Here is a 16,098-nt window from a genome sequence, read left to right on the forward strand (position 1 = left end):
GTTGTTTTACCATGGTCAACGTGACCGATTGTGCCCACGTTAACGTGTGGCTTATTACGTTCAAACTTAGCCTTAGCCATGAGATCTTCCTCGTTTACGTCGAACACAATTCTAAGATTGTTCAGTATCGACCTGTCGCCAAAAAAATGACACTTTAAATACTTGAAAAGCAGACTAATAAGCCTGCTTTCTTTAAAACTTTGTAGAAATTTCTACTAAACTGTATATCTGGAGCTCTTATCGAGATTTGAACTCGAGACCTCTCCCTTACCAAGGGAGTGCTCTACCACTGAGCTATAAGAGCATTTAATACTTCGATGGAGCGGGAGACGAGGGTCGAACTCGCGACATGCAGCTTGGAAGGCTGCCGCTCTACCAACTGAGCTACTCCCGCATATTGGTAAGACACTAGATCGAAGTTTTAAAATTGGTGGTGAGAGAAGGATTCGAACCTTCGAAGCTTACGCGGCAGAGTTACAGTCTGCTCCCTTTGACCGCTCGGGAATCTCACCATTTACACTTACTTCAGTGTTGTTCTTTACTCGACTACTTAAACTCTCTAAGATGGTGCCGGCACACGGATTCGAACTGTGGACCTACTGATTACAAGTCAGTTGCTCTACCAACTGAGCTATGCCGGCGTTTCTTAGTGTTTCGTACGTTTCGTATCGGAACGGTGTGCAGTTTAGCAAAACTTGAAATCCGTGCAAGTGTTTTTTTCAAAAAAAACCCTAAAAACTCACAAAATCAATCCGTTTGATGATAATTCAACCGCTTTGATCACTGCGCGAGCTTTTATTTGGGTTTCATTCCACTCAGAATCAGGATTTGAGTCTGCAACAAGACCCGCACCAGCCTGTACATAAACCTTATTTTCGCGAATAACACAGGTTCTAATTGCGATAGACATGTCCATTTCACCATGCCAGCCTAAATAACCAACAGCACCGCCAAAAATTCCACGTTTTACTGGCTCAACTTCGTCAATAATTTCCATAGCACGAATTTTTGGTGCCCCAGAAAGTGTTCCTGCAGGGAATGTTGCTTTAAAAACATCCAAAGCATCTACGCCTTCCGCAACTTCCCCTTGCACATTAGAAACAATATGCATGACATGTGAATAACGTTCGATCACCATTTGATCAGTGACTTGCACTTTACCGATTTTTGATACACGCCCAATATCATTGCGACCCAAATCAATCAACATTAAGTGCTCTGCGATTTCTTTCTCATCGGAAAGTAAATCTTTTTCCAGCGCTAAATCTTCTTCTTTGGTTTTACCGCGTGGTCGTGTGCCGGCTAATGGGCGCACAGTCGCCACCCCATTTTCTAAACGCGATAAAATTTCTGGTGATGAGCCCACAATATAAAATGGCTTTTCATCACTAAGCGTCTTTCCTTGTACTAAAAACAGATATGGTGAAGGATTAAGATGACGTAATGCACGATATACTTGTAAAGGATCACCATCAAAGTCCGATACCATGCGATGACCAGGAACCACCTGCATCACATCACCCGCACGAATGTACTCTTTAACAGTTTCAATCGATTCTAAGAATTTTTCTTTACCTGTTAATGATTCAAAATAAGGGGCCGTGTGAGGCTTTGCCTGCAAGCTCACCGGTGTGGCAAGTAATGATTCAATTTCATCCAGCTGGCTTTGTGCTTTATTAAAAGCATCCGCATCCTGTGTATCCGCATGTACGATAATAAATAGCGTGTCTTTTAAATTATCAAAAACTACAACTGTTTTAGACAACATGAGCCATAAATCTGGCAATCCAACAGGATCAGCATCAGGAACGTTATTTAAGCGCGGTTCAATATAACGTACCGCGTCATAACCTAGATAGCCCACCAAGCCCCCTGTAAAGTTAGGCAAATCTGGAAGTTCTGCTTTTGATGGCACTTTGAACTGCGATTGAAAGTCACGGATATACTGGAAAGGATCTTGGCACTCAAACGATTCGACTTGACCGTCAGCATTCTGAATTGTTAACTGTCCTGCATTACAAGAGAATACGGTTGACTCACCTAGACCAATAATGGAATAACGCGCCCAGTTTTCACCACCTTCTACAGACTCAAATAAATAAGCTTGTTGATGTTGTTTTAAACGTGCAAATACTGACAATGGAGTATCAGTATCAGCTAAGCGTTGGCGATAAACTGGAATTAAGTTAAAACCTTGTGATTGAAGTTGTTGAAATTGAGTTGACGTTGTCATGAGGAATTCTCTGTAGTTTTCGATGCATATTGAATGTTCTATAAGGTCTGCGCTGAGAGACGCCATCGAAAAACATTAAAACTATTCATTCCTCTACCCTTCTTTATTTATTACAACTTATTTAGAAATCAACACAGTTAAATCATCAACTACTTGTTGCGGCTTACATAACTGAATATCTTCACCATGATTATAACCATAGCTTACGACAATACAATCAATACCCGCACGGCGCGCTGCCTCTACATCATTCGATGAGTCACCGATCATCAAGGTATTTGCCACAACAGTTCCAAAGGCTTCAACACAATGCAACAAAGGTTTCGGATCTGGTTTTCTCACCTCAAAACGATCTCCACCCACCGTATCCACAAAATAGTGATCCATATTTAATTCAGCTAATATTTTTCTAGCGGGTAATTCCGGCTTATTCGTAACACACACCATTTTTTTTTGATGAGCTCGACCCCACTCTAAAAATTCGATAATGCCGTGAAATGGACGCGTATCCACGCACGGCTCTGCATTATAAATTTCTAAAAAAGTATCCAATAATTGTTGATGCTCAGAAGGCTCTACACGGCCAGTCAGATGCATTAAAACACTCTGACAGAACAATGAAGTGCCTTTGCCAATCCAATTTCGAACTTGAGTTTCTGTGACCAAAGGCAGTTCTAATACATTCAAACTCATATTCATGGCACGATATAGATCAAATGCCGAATCAACCAAGGTTCCATCCAGATCAAAAAGAATTAAGTCACGCTGTTCCAAATTCGCAATATTCATTATTTTAAACCTAACAAAAAAGGCATGCGAAAGCATGCCTTAAAAAATCACATGCAACTTAGTTGAAAATAAACCAGGCAACCAGTGCCACAATCACTAACACCAATAATGCCATTAAGCCAATATTGGCATTTTTTTGAGTTTCCAACTCTTTTTCCGTACAAGCTGCAGGAATATTTACCTCACACGCTTCATGCTTATTGACAGTTGTATTAACATCAACTCCCTCAGGAATTGGCGCTGGTTTAGGAATTCCTACATTTTGAGGCATACCATCTCGAGTAAGCTGAACTGAGCTATCTCGCTCTTTCAGATCAGGCATACCCTGCTCAAGCATTTCAGCTGCTGCTGTCTTCTCTACTGCAACCTTTGAAGAAATTTCAGCTGTTGCGATTGCTTCGCTAGGCTGCTGAACATCTTGTAATGTTTGTGCAGATTGCGCAGGTGCTAAAACTGAAAATTTATGGCTAGCGAATTGCAGAATATCGCCATCTTTAACAATAGTTTCGCCTTCAGCAACTTTTGTATCGTTAATAAACGTGCCATTTGACGAACCTAAGTCTTGAACAGTGAGCACCTGCTCTTTTAGAAACAAAGCAGCATGACGGCGTGATACATCTGCAGACTGAATCAAAATATCTGCATCTTGATGACGACCCACCAACATGTCTCGATCGATATCAACTTCTTTACCCGCAAATTCGCCAGTAATTGTTTGTAATTTCCAAGTCATAGTTTCGATCCATTATTCAAGTTTTGACATTTTAACATGGCTGTTTTCGAGATTCACATTGAACGCATGTTATCGAGACGGTCTCAATGTCGTGGTTGTGACCGTATTTTGTGTTCTTTGCACATCTTGTTTTGGCTCAATCGCGACAGGGGTTTCCACCACGACTTGGGCATTGTTTGTATTTGTTGTGGCAACTTGATTGTAAATCACAGGCTTTGGCAGCACTCGCGTTGATTTCACCACAGGATCCTGAGTCACGATGACATTTGGACGTTCAATCACACGCCCTACTGGCTTAGACTGCGCTGTTGGAGCAGTATAACGCTGTACCTGTGGCTCTACTGCTTGAGGCGTTGATGGCACTACGATAGGCTTGACGGGTTGAGGAGTACTTGATACAGGCAACCGCTGTTGGAAGATATCATCAACATTATCTGGTAACTTCTTAAATGTCCCATCACCATCCAGTGCTAACTGCAAACTGTATAAACGATCATAGCGTTGCTGTGACAATCTACGAATATCAGCCGTATCTCCTACGATTGTTGGATGAATAAAAACGAGTAGGTTTCGTTTCACATTATTCTTTGCATCTGCTCTAAACAGTCTACCCAAACCAGGAATCGAGCTTAAACCTGGGACGCCTTGACGCGTTAACTTAGTATCATCTGAAATCAGACCACCCAGTACAATTGTTTGACCATTTTCAGCCAAAATCGAGGTTTTTATGGCACGCTTAGTGGTCACCAAGTCTTTCGCCTCACCACTATCTGGCTTCACCGAGGATACTTCTTGTTCTACAGCAAGACGAACTGTTCCACCTTCACCAATTTGCGGAATGACCTTTAATGTAACACCAACATCTTTACGCTCAATTGAAGTATAAGGGTTTGCTGTTCCACCTGTTGTTGTCACAGATCCTGTCTGGAATGGGACATTCTCACCCACAACGATATAAGCTTCCTCGTTATCCATGGTGACAATCGACGGTGTAGACAATAAGTTCGACTTAGTATTGGTCTTTAATGCCTGAATCAGTGCGCCATACAGTTTACGCGATCCATTCGCACCTTCTTTATATTCACCTAAGGCCAATGAAGCACCAGCTCCAATCAAACCAGCACCCGTAGCTACATTACCAAGGAATCCAGAAGCCAATTGACTCAGCCCTACACCCGCTTTATCAAAATTGATTACACCAATACCGCTACTGATGTCACCTAGTGCCCACTGAACACCCAATTGATCTACGTCATTTCCTTCAACTTCAACAATAGCAGCCTCAATGAGAATTTGTTGACGACGCACGTCAAGTTGATGAATAGCAGATTCAATTTCACGCATGAGTTGAGGATCTGCTTTTACCACTAATGCATTTTGTGCACCATCAGCAATAATACTCACGCCATTACTATTAAAACTTGTAATATCTTGTTGATTTTGATTTGAACCACTATTCAAATTAATCGCTGGGGTATTCACACTCCCATTTGAAGACGTATTACTCGAGGTATTATTAATTAATGAGTTACTAGCACTTGAATTGGAGCTTGAACTATTTGAATTACTGGTACTATTCACCGCCTGACCAGATACTAAACCTTGTAAAATTTCAGCCAAATTTTTTGCGCTTGCATACTTAAGCTTAAATACTTTTAGACCGCCTAAGCGATCAGCTGAAGGAACATCAAGCATTTCGATCATTTGACGAATGCGTTTACGAGTACTTGGATCACCCTTGATCAAAATCCTATTAGTACGTGCATCTGCGATAATACGTACTCGAGAACCTGAAATGTCTTTGGCACCCCCCGTAGAAGACATTGAATCCAACAAAACTATCAGCTCTTCAGCTTGGCTAGACTGCAAGCTAATAGCCTCAATATCGTTTTGTCCCGTTCCATCTAAATTACGAATAATCGTTTCAAGCTGTGCAATATTATTCGCACGATCTGAGACTATAAGCGCATTTGTACCTTGTACCGCCGCCAAATGCGCAAATTGCGGCATGAGTGGTCTTAACGCGGGTATTAGATCATTGGGGTTAGTATTTTCCAGCCAAATGACACGAGTGACCACTTGATCACCTCGTGCGTTCCGAGAGGCATCAAAAGGCACACCTGAATTTTTTACATTATTGTCAGGGACTAAGCGGATAGTGTTACCCGCAGGTACAGCAACAACGCCATTAACGTTTAACACACCCAAGAACAAATCATAGACTTCAGCTTTGTTTAAAGCCTTATTTGAAATGACCGTCACATTACCCCGAACCCGCGGATCAACTGCGAAGTTTTTTCCCGTGATATCTGCCACTTCATTAATAAATGCAGTTAAATCTGCATCACGCAGGTTAATTTTCCAAGTTTGCGCTTGCGCAGCGGTACTTGCGACAGCCAATACTGGTGCTACTGCGACCATCGCCCAAAGTGACCGATTTCGATTTAAAAAATCCATAACTTGTTATATTTCCTAATACTTTATGCAAATTTACACATTTTAAAATTCTTGTTGGAAGGTCATCACTTGATCACCTCGTTTTACTTCAATGCGAACTTTACCTTCTCGTTTAGCCTGTTCTAGCAGTTGTGCATCGCTTTGTCCTTGACCGACTGACTGCCCATTCAAGGATAAAACGCGATCACCAGGTCTTAATCCCAGTTTGCTTCTCAAAAATGCAGGCGTTCGATCCGTGACTTCATAACCTTGACCACTGTCAGTGTTGACACCCATATTACTTAAGTATTGTTCACGATTTTCTTGAATTTGATTGATTGCCTGACCAATGGCATTTTGAGTGGTCGTTTGACCAGAATTCGGTGTTACGTTAGCAGAATTTTGCTGTGCATCAGGTATCAGTGGCTGATTAAGATTCTCTATTCCAGTAAATCTCAACTCAGTCGTCGCACCACTCGGCTGTTTCAATACCACATGATCCCAATATACTTCTGAAAGCTGATAAGAACTTCCTTCCAAAGTTTGTCCAATGGTATAACGATCAGCAACCTCTCGCACTTTAATCACGGCTGAAGATTGACTACTTGGCGTCGAAACCACAACCCCTTGCAACGTAAGCGCTAAATTAGCATCAGCACCACTCACTTGCGCACCTGTTTCTTGAAACAAAGAGAAACTCGATATATTCGGAACAGGAGGTTGCTGCGAACCTAATGCGACTCGCTCAACTTGCATGACTTGCGGTGGTGCAACCACCAACCAAAATAATGAAGCGAGCTTCCACATTAAGATTAAAATCAGAATAAATAAAGTAAGCGGAGCAATTCGATCTAAATCTTTAAATGAAATTTGTGAAAACTTATCTTGGAATCCCTTCATTAGAAGCCTCCACTCAGCAGTGGCTGTCTCGTACTGACAACAAAGGTATCCAAACCAGCTTTACCATCATATGAAGGCACATTCATTAATAATCTTTGGGTCACCTGTGCATCCAACATTAATGCAGGATCTAAACTAAGGTTGGCCATTTTTTGCCCGCGCTGATCTTGTACATCAATGAGCAGTTTTCCAGCTTCGTCTGAAAATTGCCCTTTTAAAGATGGCATATTCATTCGTTCTTGTTTCTGGGCAAAGGTATAAGTTAGCGTACCACCACCCCATTGCATCTCTCCGGCGGTTTTTGCAAAACCATCGTTTTGTTTGAATTGAAATGCTACATCCTTCAACTGAATACTATTCTGAGGCCATTGCCAATCCACAAATGTTTTGAGTGTTTCAGGGGCAATATTTCCATTCATATTTTTGATAATTATTTTTTTTCCAAGCCCATAACCCACCACACCGTTGAGTTGCGTCTGACCACTATGTATTTCTAAGTTGGCACCAGCTCTTAATAAAATCAGATCGAGAGGACGTGTTTGCCAGATGACAGAACCTGCAAGATTTCCTTTTTGCCAATCTGCTTGACCTTGCCAGATATTGCCACTGACATTTTTTAAAATTTGATTATTTTTATAAAATTTAGCAATGAGCCACGATGCTGGAACTTGTAAAAAAACAAATAATAAAAAAGCGAAGATAGCGACGCTTAACCACACCATTTTTTTTGATTTTTTTATCATTCCATGTATACCAACATCTAAGTCTAATTAACCGCAAAATGTTTGAAAATTTTCTATCTTGGTATTATGCATAAATTTTACACTTCTCCAATTCACTTATAAAAAAACCAAGCAGATTTGCTTGGTTTTTTTAATATTAGTGTCATTACATGACAAATCAGTGAAATTAGATAAGGAAATCTTCTAATTTGGCACCTTTTTCAAGCTCTGCAACCAACCAACGTGGCTTCTTTCCACGCCCTGTCCAAGTCTCCGCAGTATTATTTTTATTACGATAACGAGGCTCTACAGATTTACGCGTGCTTTTCTTACGCTTTTGTGCACCATATTCAATGAATTGCTCTAAAGACATACCCACTGATTCAGCAATTTGAGTAATCTGATGATAAGCATCTTCAATTTCCTGATCTTTCTTAGACTCGATCAAAGCTTGGGCTTCAGCAGTTAACTTTCTTAACTCTTCAACAGATAAATTACTAATATCAGGCATAACATTTACTCCAAAAAATTCAATATCATTATTAGATTTATAAAGCGCCATCTTATTGTTATAAATTATTTTAATCAATCCATCATGTTATTTAATATACATAAATAAAACAAATAATTTAACACATTAATTAACCGAGTCTATTTCTATTATTTTTTCTCTAATATGCTCTGGAATCAAAACCTTTTGCATTGTATTTTTATCCACACAAACTATAACGGCCTCAGCAATTGCCACAATTTCATTCTGTTGCTCACTCCAAACTGTATATTCCATCCTGAAGGCAGAGTTACGCAATTCAACCACTTTAGTTCCAATGCGTAAATAATCAGGATAAAACACTGGTTTAAGATATTTACAACTATTTGAAGCCACAACAGTATTAATATCTAACGCTAAGATTTCTAATTGATTCAAATACTCTATTCGAGCAGTTTCAATATAGCGATAATAAATCACATTATTGACATGTCCAAAAGCATCCATATCACCCCAAGCGACTTTTTGATGGGTAATGACTTTGTACTCATTCATTTGTTTCATTCAGCATTCTCATAACTTAAATTGAATAAATTTATTATGGGTCTCAAAGACACTGTTCAATTGCTGAGTTAATACAGCATCGCCTTTTAATACAGATTTAATTCTTAAATAGTTCATTAAAGGGTGATCAGGATATAATTGCAATAATGCCTCAGCATCCTGTTCACGATGAGTCGCAGTATAAATATGCCATTTAGAAAAACTCAAAATCGGTAATCCAGGATATTTCATTTCAAAATGATCAATCTGGTTTTCAAGCATTTCATAATCAGGATTTTGTTTTAACAATTGTTGTTGAAACCATAAATAAAAAATATCCTGATCGAACCGTTCTTCTAATAAAGACAAAGAAAGTTGAGTTTCATCAAAAGCCATCTCAGGAATGCGAGAAATAAGTTTTAACCATAACGATTTAATACCATATGAAGACGACACAATTTGATCACTCATTTGAGCATACCGAATTTGAATAAGCTCTAAATCTGTATTTGAAACGTTGTCAAAATCATTGAGTAGCTTTAAAAGCCATTTCTTTTTATGTTCCAAATCTAAATGACCATATTGCGTGGCTTTTAAATAATGCCATGGATATTGAATCGCAAATCTACCCCATAGATGATTCAACTTATGCTGATAAGCATCTTCAAGATCTTTTAACCAAGGTGACAGCATATGACCATGTAAAAACTCTAAATGGGTTAAAGCCTGATCTGGAAGCTCTTGAGCTAAATAAATTTCAATACGCTGGAGTTCAGCCAATTCAAAAGCATCTGCAGGACTTTGTTGTAAAACACTCAACGCATCATCAATACGATCTTGCTTCAACCATATACGAGACTGAATAACCTCTTTGAGTAATCCTGAGTTCTCAAACACAGGTTGTAAATATTCTCGCTGTTTTGTGTTGGCCTCCAAAACCCACAAAACACCTAATTTTTCATACGTATGTAACCTTGAAAAGTCTGTAACTTGTTGAATTTTACGCTGCTCTCTTGATCTCATCTTTCCAACCCAAAACCATAAAAGATGAAGAGATAAAGCAACGAATAGAAGAAAAAATGAAACAAACCAGAGGTTCGTTTGAATCTGAATACCGTGCCAAAGTATGTAAATATAACCTGGCCCTTCTTGATAACTCAGCACACTTAACACGGCTAATATCATTAAACCAACTAATGCATAAACTATAAAAATATGTTTCATGATTAGCCCTCTAAAATTGCTTTACTGTTCAATTTAGGGACAGGTAAAAGTTGTGCTTGTTTGAGATGTTTCACTTTATTTTTTATTTTGATTGCCACAGCATCAGGCAGTTGATCCAGTTCATCGATAATTGAGGTCAGTGCATTTTGATAATCAATGTATTGTCCTTGTTGTAGTGCTCTTTGAGCAAATAACACTCTCAATTGAACTTCTTTTAAAACTAATCTTCGATTAAGTAATACCGGCATCTGTTCATCAACGCGTTCAACTTTGAATACACGCTCAAACCATGAGGATTGCGAAGAGTTATCACTCGTGAGGTGCTGTACTTGTTGTTCATTTTTCAAATTTGCATCAATATTTTCAAGCAAGTCTCCTAACTGAGCCATTTGAATATTTTTTGCCACAACATATTGTTGAATCATTTTTTGATCATGCTCAACAGCTCGATGCATTGAAACCTGCAATGTATCTGCCAAAGCCAAGCGCTCAACCAATTGATCCAGTTGATTGAGTTGCTCAAGCGCATATACAAACTCATGTTGATCTAAGGCAAATTGAATTAGCTCTAATTTTTGACTTAAGAGTTTGATTGGATTGATTTCAGATTGAATTTCTTGTTGATTCTTGTTTTGCTGAGGTGGATTGGATTGAGACGAAACCTGCTGATTTGAGCGCTGAATTGCTACCAACTGATCATTCAAACTTGCCACTAATTGCTCTGATTTATGTTGAGTTTGTTGTAGCAACTCAACTTTTTTTTGTAATGAAAAATGATCATAGCTGAGTTTAATCAACCAAATGATTAAGCCTAAAATGAATAGATATAAAATTTTCTTCATGAGTGCCTATGTTCACTTTCAAGCTGCGACAAAATCGTATCTGGCATTAAGTCCGCAATTTGAGTGATTTGAAATTTAGTATTTGAGGTCTGTTGATACTTACACACGATCTGATATAACCGATCCGCCAAAACCAAGTAATGACCGTGTTGCATAAATACAGGATAATTTTTGCATAAACTCAGCCAATTTTTCCAACTGGCTTCACTACTAATCAATACAGCATAAGGTTGTGGATTTGCATTGAATGCTTCAAGTAGATGTTTAAATTTATCTTGAGCATCACTTGGGCAGTAGCGGGAGTATAAAACAAAATTAAATACTTCAATTTTAGCAGCACGACACTGCTGCATCATGAACTGACGGCCACCGTCACCCCGCCAAAACGCAATACGTTTGAGATCAGTATTTTGTGTTAAAACAGGAAGACTTAACATTCCTTCAGAAGTTTCAACATCTGGAACTAAACTTTTAACACCATATCGACTTAGGGCTTCAGCTGTTTTTCGACCAACGGCAATCCATTTGATATGATTTAAATCGGTCAATCTAAGTCCCGATTTTTCGAGAAACTGCATGCCAACTTCAACGGCTGTTGGACTGACGACCACAATCACTTGTGCTGAAATTAATTGCTGAAAGCGCTGATCAAGTTCATCACTCCAATGAACAGCAGCCAACTCTAGTACAGATAACTCGATAGGCTCATATCCTGCACGTGCCAGTGCCTCATTGAGAGGCTTAGCACGATCTGCAGGTCGAGTATTGATAAACTTCATTTCATTGTTTTATTTATACAGTGCTTTTAATAAATCAGCAGCACCTTGGTCAATCAAAACTTTTGCAAGTGAAATACCCAACGTTTCAGCTTGTTCAACTGGACCTTCTACTTTAGCAACCAATAATGCTTGACCATCCACACTGCCTACGCGCCCCTCTAATTGAATCTGTTGATCATTTAAAGTCGCATATCCCGCAATCGGTACCTGACATCCACCTTCCAAATAAGCATTAAATGCGCGTTCTGCACGAACACACGCATCAGTTTCTGTATGTAATAAAGGTCGAATCAACTCTAATACGCGTGCATCATCACCTCGACACTCAAGACCTAATGCACCTTGGCCAACTGCGGGTAAACTCGTCTGTGCATCCAGCGTGTGTCGAATACGCTCTGCTAAACCTAAACGTTTTAAGCCTGCACTTGCCAAAATGATGGCATCGTAAAGCCCCGAATCAAGCTTAGATAGTCGCGTGCCTACATTTCCACGTAAATCTATAATCTCAAGATCTGGACGGGCCTTTAAAATTTGACATTTACGACGCAAACTTGAAGTTCCCACTTTGGCACCATGGGGCAAATCTTCAAACTTGCTATAATTATTCGAAACAAAAGCATCTAAAGGATCTTCTCGCTCACAAATCACGGCAAGACTTAATCCTTCTGGGAGCGCCATCGGCACATCTTTCATTGAATGGACAGCAAGATCTGCACGACCATCAAGTAATGCAGCCTCAAGCTCTTTAACAAATAAACCTTTTCCACCAATCTTGGCTAAAGGGGTGTCTAAAATTTTATCGCCTTGGGTCACAAACGTAACCAACTCAACTTTTAGACCAGAATGTAGGGTCTCAAGTCGCTCACGAATATGCTCCGCCTGCCATAAAGCCAATGGACTTTGACGAGTTGCAATTTTTAAGGTTTTGATCATTTTAATGCTGCCAAACTTTAGACATCCTAAACTTACCCTGCTGTCCCAAAATTGCAAGTAAATTGTTCGGCAATGTCTATAATTTTAGGCAACTAAATATTTTGCATTCTTTCTCTAAGCAAAGGTAAGTGACGGCGACTGACCGCCAATTTCTCTTCAAGTTCACGACAACGAACTTGATACTGGCCTGAAGCAACCAACTCCAATCCATCCAAATAATCCAATGCAATCAGCGCATTTCGATGAATTCGTATAAATTTATTTGAAAACTCACGCTCTAGATCTTTTAAAGTCTCATCAATCAACACACTGCCGTTTTTGTGTCGTACTGTTACGTATTTCTGATCAGCCAGAAAATAGTAAATATTTTCGATAGGAATGAGTTCAAGACCACGATAGGTTTTCGCAGCGATTTGCTGACGCTGATGTTTTTCTTCCATATTTTCTTTTTGTTCTATATTTGACATTTGAGCTTGAGTAAGTTTAGTTAAATTATTCAGTGTATTTTCTAATTCTGATTTGATAATCGGTTTTAATAAATAGCCTTTCGCTTGTGCCTGAATCGCAGTCAAAGCATGCTCATCATAGGCCGTGCAAAAAACAATGGCGGGCATAGGGTTTAGCTGTGAAAGATGCTGAGCACATGTCAAACCATCCATTTCAGGCATTTGGATGTCAAGTAAAATTACATCAGGCTCATATTGTTGTACTAAGGTCAAAGCTTCTTTTCCATGGTGCGCAGTTGCAACAACTTGATGCCCCAATTGAGTGACCAAGCGAGATAAGCGCTCAACCGCGAGTGGCTCATCATCACAAATTAGGATGTCCATTGTTCCTCCTTGCTCAAGTTAACGTTGCTTATTTTAATGTATTAACTTGATTTTATTTATATTGGTACTGGACTACAGTCGTGTAAATTCCATTACCTGCATGACTCCTAAACTGTACCGTATACCCATAGTGTGCTTTCAAACGCTGTTTCACGTTTTCTATCGCAATACCATTCCCCTCCCTATTGGCCATTTTATCGGCTATATAAGGGTTAGTAATGACTATAGTGACTTGATTTTGTAATATTTCAACCAATATGACAATCTTTGCATCAATTAACTTTTTCTCTACCCCATGAAAGATACTATTCTCAATTAAAGGCTGTAAAGTTAAAAAAGGGATACTTGCTTGGCCCAACTGCTCTGGTTGTAAGATATTCCATTCCACATTTAATCTCGAACCCAACCTTAGCTTTTCAACCGCCAAATAATGTTCACACAATTGGATTTCTTCTTTTAATGTGACAACTTTAAGCTCTTGAAAGCTTGCTCTAAACAACCTTGAAAGATCGATCAGCATTTGCTCTGCTTTATCTGGATCACTCCCAATCAGACTCACCACACTATTTAAACTATTAAAAAGAAAGTGTGGATGTATTCTTGCTTGCATGGCTTGAATTCGAGCATTCAATTCACCTTGTTGCTGCTTTAACCACTCACCCCGAACATAGATATATCGTAAACAAAAAGTGATCAACAATACGCCATAGCTCATATGTAAAATCACATGATCAAATAAAAGTAACCATGAAAATTTTTGTAAAGAAAAGTTACTCCCCCAAAAAAACAGAAAATTCAAACTACAAGTAGTGAATAGGATAATGAGTTCTAATAGTGCAAATGTATAAATCGCAGACTGCCAAGTGGTTAGTTTTTGCCAAAACGCCCTAAATAAATCAATTACGGCAATAAAGACCAATACCACCCAATTGATATAAAGCACATACTTGATCACTTGTGATGTCTGTAAATTTGACCAAGACTGTGACTCTGCTAGGCACAGCAATAACGCCAAAAAAATACTGGCAATAAATAACTCTGCAAAATATTGCCATTGCCCAATACGTACAAAGAAATTGGCGTCGATAAATTCTTGTTTATCTTTTGAAGAATTATCCATAGGCAAGACTTCGGCATCTTGATTTGAATTTGTTATACTGGATGCAAAATTACTGCTTTTTCTTTTACTGAGCCGACATGACCACATCTTCTAATTCCTCTAATCCGTCACAAGCCCAAACTTCAGGTATGTGGGGCGGTCGTTTTTCCGAAGCAACTGATGCCTTTGTCGCTGAATTTACAGCATCTGTCCAATTTGACCAACGCTTTTATAAACAAGATATTGCAGGTTCAATCGCACATGCAACGATGTTGGCAAAAGTCGGTGTACTCACTGAACAAGAGCGTGATGACATCATCGCAGGCTTAACCGCAATTAAAGCGGACATTGAAGCTGGCAACTTCGAATGGCGTATTGATTTAGAAGATGTTCACATGAACATTGAATCTCGATTAACACAACGTATTGGGATTACAGGGAAGAAATTACATACAGGTCGTAGCCGTAATGACCAAGTAGCAACGGATATTCGTTTGTATGTACGTGATGAAATTGATGCCATCCTAGGGTTATTACACAAACTGCAAAAAGGCATTCTAGGTTTGGCTGCTAAAAATACAAATACAATTATGCCTGGCTTTACCCATCTTCAAACTGCACAACCTGTGACGTTTGGACATCATTTAATGGCATGGTTTGAAATGCTGGTACGTGACTCAGAACGCCTGATTGACTGCCGTAAACGCGTGAATCGCATGCCTTTAGGTTCTGCTGCGCTTGCAGGTACCACTTATCCAATCGATCGTGCTTATACAGCAGAACTTTTAGGATTTGAAGCAGTTGCAGAAAACTCATTAGATGCTGTATCTGATCGTGATTTTGGTATTGAGTTTAATGCTGCGGCATCACTCATCATGATGCACTTATCTCGCATGTCTGAAGAATTAATTCTTTGGACATCTGCACAATTCAAGTTTGTGAATATTCCTGACCGCTTCTGCACAGGCTCTTCGATTATGCCTCAGAAGAAAAATCCTGATGTACCTGAACTTGTTCGTGGTAAAACAGGCCGTGTATATGGCGACTTAATGAGTCTACTTACCCTCATGAAAGGTCAACCTTTGGCATATAACAAAGACAACCAAGAAGATAAAGAACCACTATTTGATGCTATCGATACAGTTCGAGGCTCTTTGATGGCTTTCGCAGACATGATTCCTGCACTTGTTCCAAATATTCCTGAAATGCGCGAAGCTGCGCTGCGTGGTTTCTCAACAGCAACCGACCTTGCTGATTACTTAGTGAAAAATGGTGTTGCATTCCGCGATGCACATGAAATCGTCGGTAAAGCAGTTGCGCTTGGCGTACAAGAAGGTAAGGATTTATCAGAACTTACGCTTGAACAACTTCAACAATTCTCTGATTTAATTCAAGCTGACGTCTTTGAAAAAGCATTAACTTTAGAAGCTTCTGTCAATGCACGTAACCACATCGGTGGAACAGCACCTGCTCAAGTTGAAGCAGCAATTGAGCGTGCTCATGCGCGTTTAGAAGCTCTTTACGCTTAATTTCTGATTATATTTT

Annotated in this window: 15 protein-coding genes, 4 tRNA genes and 1 pseudogene; 1 reads left to right on the forward strand and 19 read right to left on the reverse strand. The window is 39.4% G+C overall.

The features are described from left to right. From AC1M9H_RS02565 to AC1M9H_RS02655, 19 genes and pseudogenes are all read right to left on the reverse strand, one after another. Positions 1 to 80: pseudogene (locus AC1M9H_RS02565) on the reverse strand (hypothetical protein); the annotation flags it as partial. A 149-nt stretch (positions 81 to 229) separates the two neighbouring features. Beyond that, positions 230 to 304: transfer RNA gene (locus tag AC1M9H_RS02570), tRNA-Thr, on the reverse strand. A gap of 14 nt (positions 305 to 318) precedes the next feature. Beyond that, positions 319 to 394 (reverse strand) — tRNA-Gly (locus AC1M9H_RS02575). 34 nt (positions 395 to 428) lie between these two features. Continuing rightward, a tRNA-Tyr gene (locus tag AC1M9H_RS02580) sits at positions 429 to 512 on the reverse strand. Positions 513 to 565: 53 nt separating this feature from the next. Further along, positions 566 to 641: transfer RNA gene (locus AC1M9H_RS02585), tRNA-Thr, on the reverse strand. A 98-nt stretch (positions 642 to 739) separates the two neighbouring features. Beyond that, on the reverse strand, positions 740 to 2,233 hold the full coding sequence (trpE, locus tag AC1M9H_RS02590; protein ID WP_481612704.1) for an anthranilate synthase component I: 1,494 nt from the start codon (positions 2,231 to 2,233) through the stop codon (positions 740 to 742). A gap of 117 nt (positions 2,234 to 2,350) precedes the next feature. Further along, entirely contained in the window at positions 2,351 to 3,022 is a 672-nt protein-coding gene (locus AC1M9H_RS02595) for a phosphoglycolate phosphatase (RefSeq protein ID WP_481612705.1), read from the reverse strand. Between the two features lie 58 nt (positions 3,023 to 3,080). Continuing rightward, on the reverse strand, positions 3,081 to 3,755 hold the full coding sequence (locus AC1M9H_RS02600) for an FHA domain-containing protein (protein ID WP_092766454.1): 675 nt from the start codon (positions 3,753 to 3,755) through the stop codon (positions 3,081 to 3,083). Between the two features lie 69 nt (positions 3,756 to 3,824). Beyond that, a complete protein-coding gene (gene gspD, locus AC1M9H_RS02605; protein WP_373683353.1) occupies positions 3,825 to 6,212 on the reverse strand; it encodes a type II secretion system secretin GspD in 2,388 nt (795 codons plus the stop codon). 42 nt (positions 6,213 to 6,254) lie between these two features. Beyond that, positions 6,255 to 7,091: a type II secretion system protein N gene (locus AC1M9H_RS02610; protein WP_481595780.1), complete on the reverse strand. Its 837-nt coding sequence runs from the start codon at positions 7,089 to 7,091 to the stop codon at positions 6,255 to 6,257. After that, positions 7,091 to 7,834, reverse strand: a complete 744-nt coding sequence (gene gspN, locus AC1M9H_RS02615) for a type II secretion system protein N (RefSeq protein WP_092766456.1) — start codon at positions 7,832 to 7,834, stop codon at positions 7,091 to 7,093. The genes AC1M9H_RS02610 and gspN overlap by 1 nt, the downstream gene beginning before the upstream one ends. Positions 7,835 to 8,000: 166 nt before the next feature. Beyond that, positions 8,001 to 8,324, reverse strand: a complete 324-nt coding sequence (locus AC1M9H_RS02620) for an H-NS histone family protein (RefSeq protein ID WP_035267603.1) — start codon at positions 8,322 to 8,324, stop codon at positions 8,001 to 8,003. A gap of 126 nt (positions 8,325 to 8,450) precedes the next feature. Beyond that, the gene (locus AC1M9H_RS02625) at positions 8,451 to 8,867 is read right to left on the reverse strand and encodes an acyl-CoA thioesterase (protein WP_035267539.1); all 417 of its coding nucleotides are present in this window, start codon (positions 8,865 to 8,867) and stop codon (positions 8,451 to 8,453) included. 9 nt (positions 8,868 to 8,876) lie between these two features. Further along, entirely contained in the window at positions 8,877 to 10,070 is a 1,194-nt protein-coding gene (locus tag AC1M9H_RS02630) for a heme biosynthesis protein HemY (protein ID WP_481590122.1), read from the reverse strand. 2 nt (positions 10,071 to 10,072) lie between these two features. Then, complete coding sequence (locus AC1M9H_RS02635) at positions 10,073 to 10,912, reverse strand: hypothetical protein (RefSeq protein WP_481612706.1); 840 nt, start codon at positions 10,910 to 10,912, stop codon at positions 10,073 to 10,075. Further along, positions 10,909 to 11,691: a uroporphyrinogen-III synthase gene (locus tag AC1M9H_RS02640; RefSeq protein WP_481612707.1), complete on the reverse strand. Its 783-nt coding sequence runs from the start codon at positions 11,689 to 11,691 to the stop codon at positions 10,909 to 10,911. Before AC1M9H_RS02640 ends, AC1M9H_RS02635 begins: the two co-directional genes overlap by 4 nt. Before the next feature lie 9 nt (positions 11,692 to 11,700). After that, complete coding sequence (hemC, locus tag AC1M9H_RS02645) at positions 11,701 to 12,621, reverse strand: hydroxymethylbilane synthase (protein ID WP_481612786.1); 921 nt, start codon at positions 12,619 to 12,621, stop codon at positions 11,701 to 11,703. A 95-nt stretch (positions 12,622 to 12,716) separates the two neighbouring features. Further along, on the reverse strand, positions 12,717 to 13,454 hold the full coding sequence (locus AC1M9H_RS02650; protein ID WP_481595778.1) for a LytR/AlgR family response regulator transcription factor: 738 nt from the start codon (positions 13,452 to 13,454) through the stop codon (positions 12,717 to 12,719). Positions 13,455 to 13,506: 52 nt separating this feature from the next. After that, positions 13,507 to 14,661, reverse strand: a complete 1,155-nt coding sequence (locus AC1M9H_RS02655) for a sensor histidine kinase (protein WP_481612708.1) — start codon at positions 14,659 to 14,661, stop codon at positions 13,507 to 13,509. On the opposite strand from AC1M9H_RS02655, the gene argH reads away from it, so the two are divergent. Further along, the gene (gene argH, locus AC1M9H_RS02660; RefSeq protein ID WP_051586571.1) at positions 14,652 to 16,082 is read left to right on the forward strand and encodes an argininosuccinate lyase; all 1,431 of its coding nucleotides are present in this window, start codon (positions 14,652 to 14,654) and stop codon (positions 16,080 to 16,082) included. The two genes, AC1M9H_RS02655 and argH, sit on opposite strands and share 10 nt — an antisense overlap. The last annotated feature ends 16 nt before the right edge of the window (positions 16,083 to 16,098 follow it).

It is taken from the genome of Acinetobacter sp. ANC_7512 (assembly GCF_056779935.1).

What these genes read in the sequence shown, in the direction of transcription:
- AC1M9H_RS02640 (WP_481612707.1), bottom strand. Translation starts at nt 11,691, where the DNA reads ATGAAGTTTATCAATACTCGACCTGCAGATCGTGCTAAGCCTCTCAAT.
- gspD (WP_373683353.1), bottom strand. Translation starts at nt 6,212, where the DNA reads ATGGATTTTTTAAATCGAAATCGGTCACTTTGGGCGATGGTCGCAGTA.
- AC1M9H_RS02630 (WP_481590122.1), bottom strand. Translation starts at nt 10,070, where the DNA reads ATGAAACATATTTTTATAGTTTATGCATTAGTTGGTTTAATGATATTA.
- AC1M9H_RS02635 (WP_481612706.1), bottom strand. Translation starts at nt 10,912, where the DNA reads ATGAAGAAAATTTTATATCTATTCATTTTAGGCTTAATCATTTGGTTG.
- trpE (WP_481612704.1), bottom strand. Translation starts at nt 2,233, where the DNA reads ATGACAACGTCAACTCAATTTCAACAACTTCAATCACAAGGTTTTAAC.
- argH (WP_051586571.1), top strand. Translation starts at nt 14,652, where the DNA reads ATGACCACATCTTCTAATTCCTCTAATCCGTCACAAGCCCAAACTTCA.
- gspN (WP_092766456.1), bottom strand. Translation starts at nt 7,834, where the DNA reads ATGATAAAAAAATCAAAAAAAATGGTGTGGTTAAGCGTCGCTATCTTC.
- AC1M9H_RS02625 (WP_035267539.1), bottom strand. Translation starts at nt 8,867, where the DNA reads ATGAAACAAATGAATGAGTACAAAGTCATTACCCATCAAAAAGTCGCT.
- AC1M9H_RS02650 (WP_481595778.1), bottom strand. Translation starts at nt 13,454, where the DNA reads ATGGACATCCTAATTTGTGATGATGAGCCACTCGCGGTTGAGCGCTTA.
- AC1M9H_RS02620 (WP_035267603.1), bottom strand. Translation starts at nt 8,324, where the DNA reads ATGCCTGATATTAGTAATTTATCTGTTGAAGAGTTAAGAAAGTTAACT.
- AC1M9H_RS02610 (WP_481595780.1), bottom strand. Translation starts at nt 7,091, where the DNA reads ATGAAGGGATTCCAAGATAAGTTTTCACAAATTTCATTTAAAGATTTA.
- AC1M9H_RS02655 (WP_481612708.1), bottom strand. Translation starts at nt 14,661, where the DNA reads ATGTGGTCATGTCGGCTCAGTAAAAGAAAAAGCAGTAATTTTGCATCC.
- AC1M9H_RS02595 (WP_481612705.1), bottom strand. Translation starts at nt 3,022, where the DNA reads ATGAATATTGCGAATTTGGAACAGCGTGACTTAATTCTTTTTGATCTG.
- AC1M9H_RS02600 (WP_092766454.1), bottom strand. Translation starts at nt 3,755, where the DNA reads ATGACTTGGAAATTACAAACAATTACTGGCGAATTTGCGGGTAAAGAA.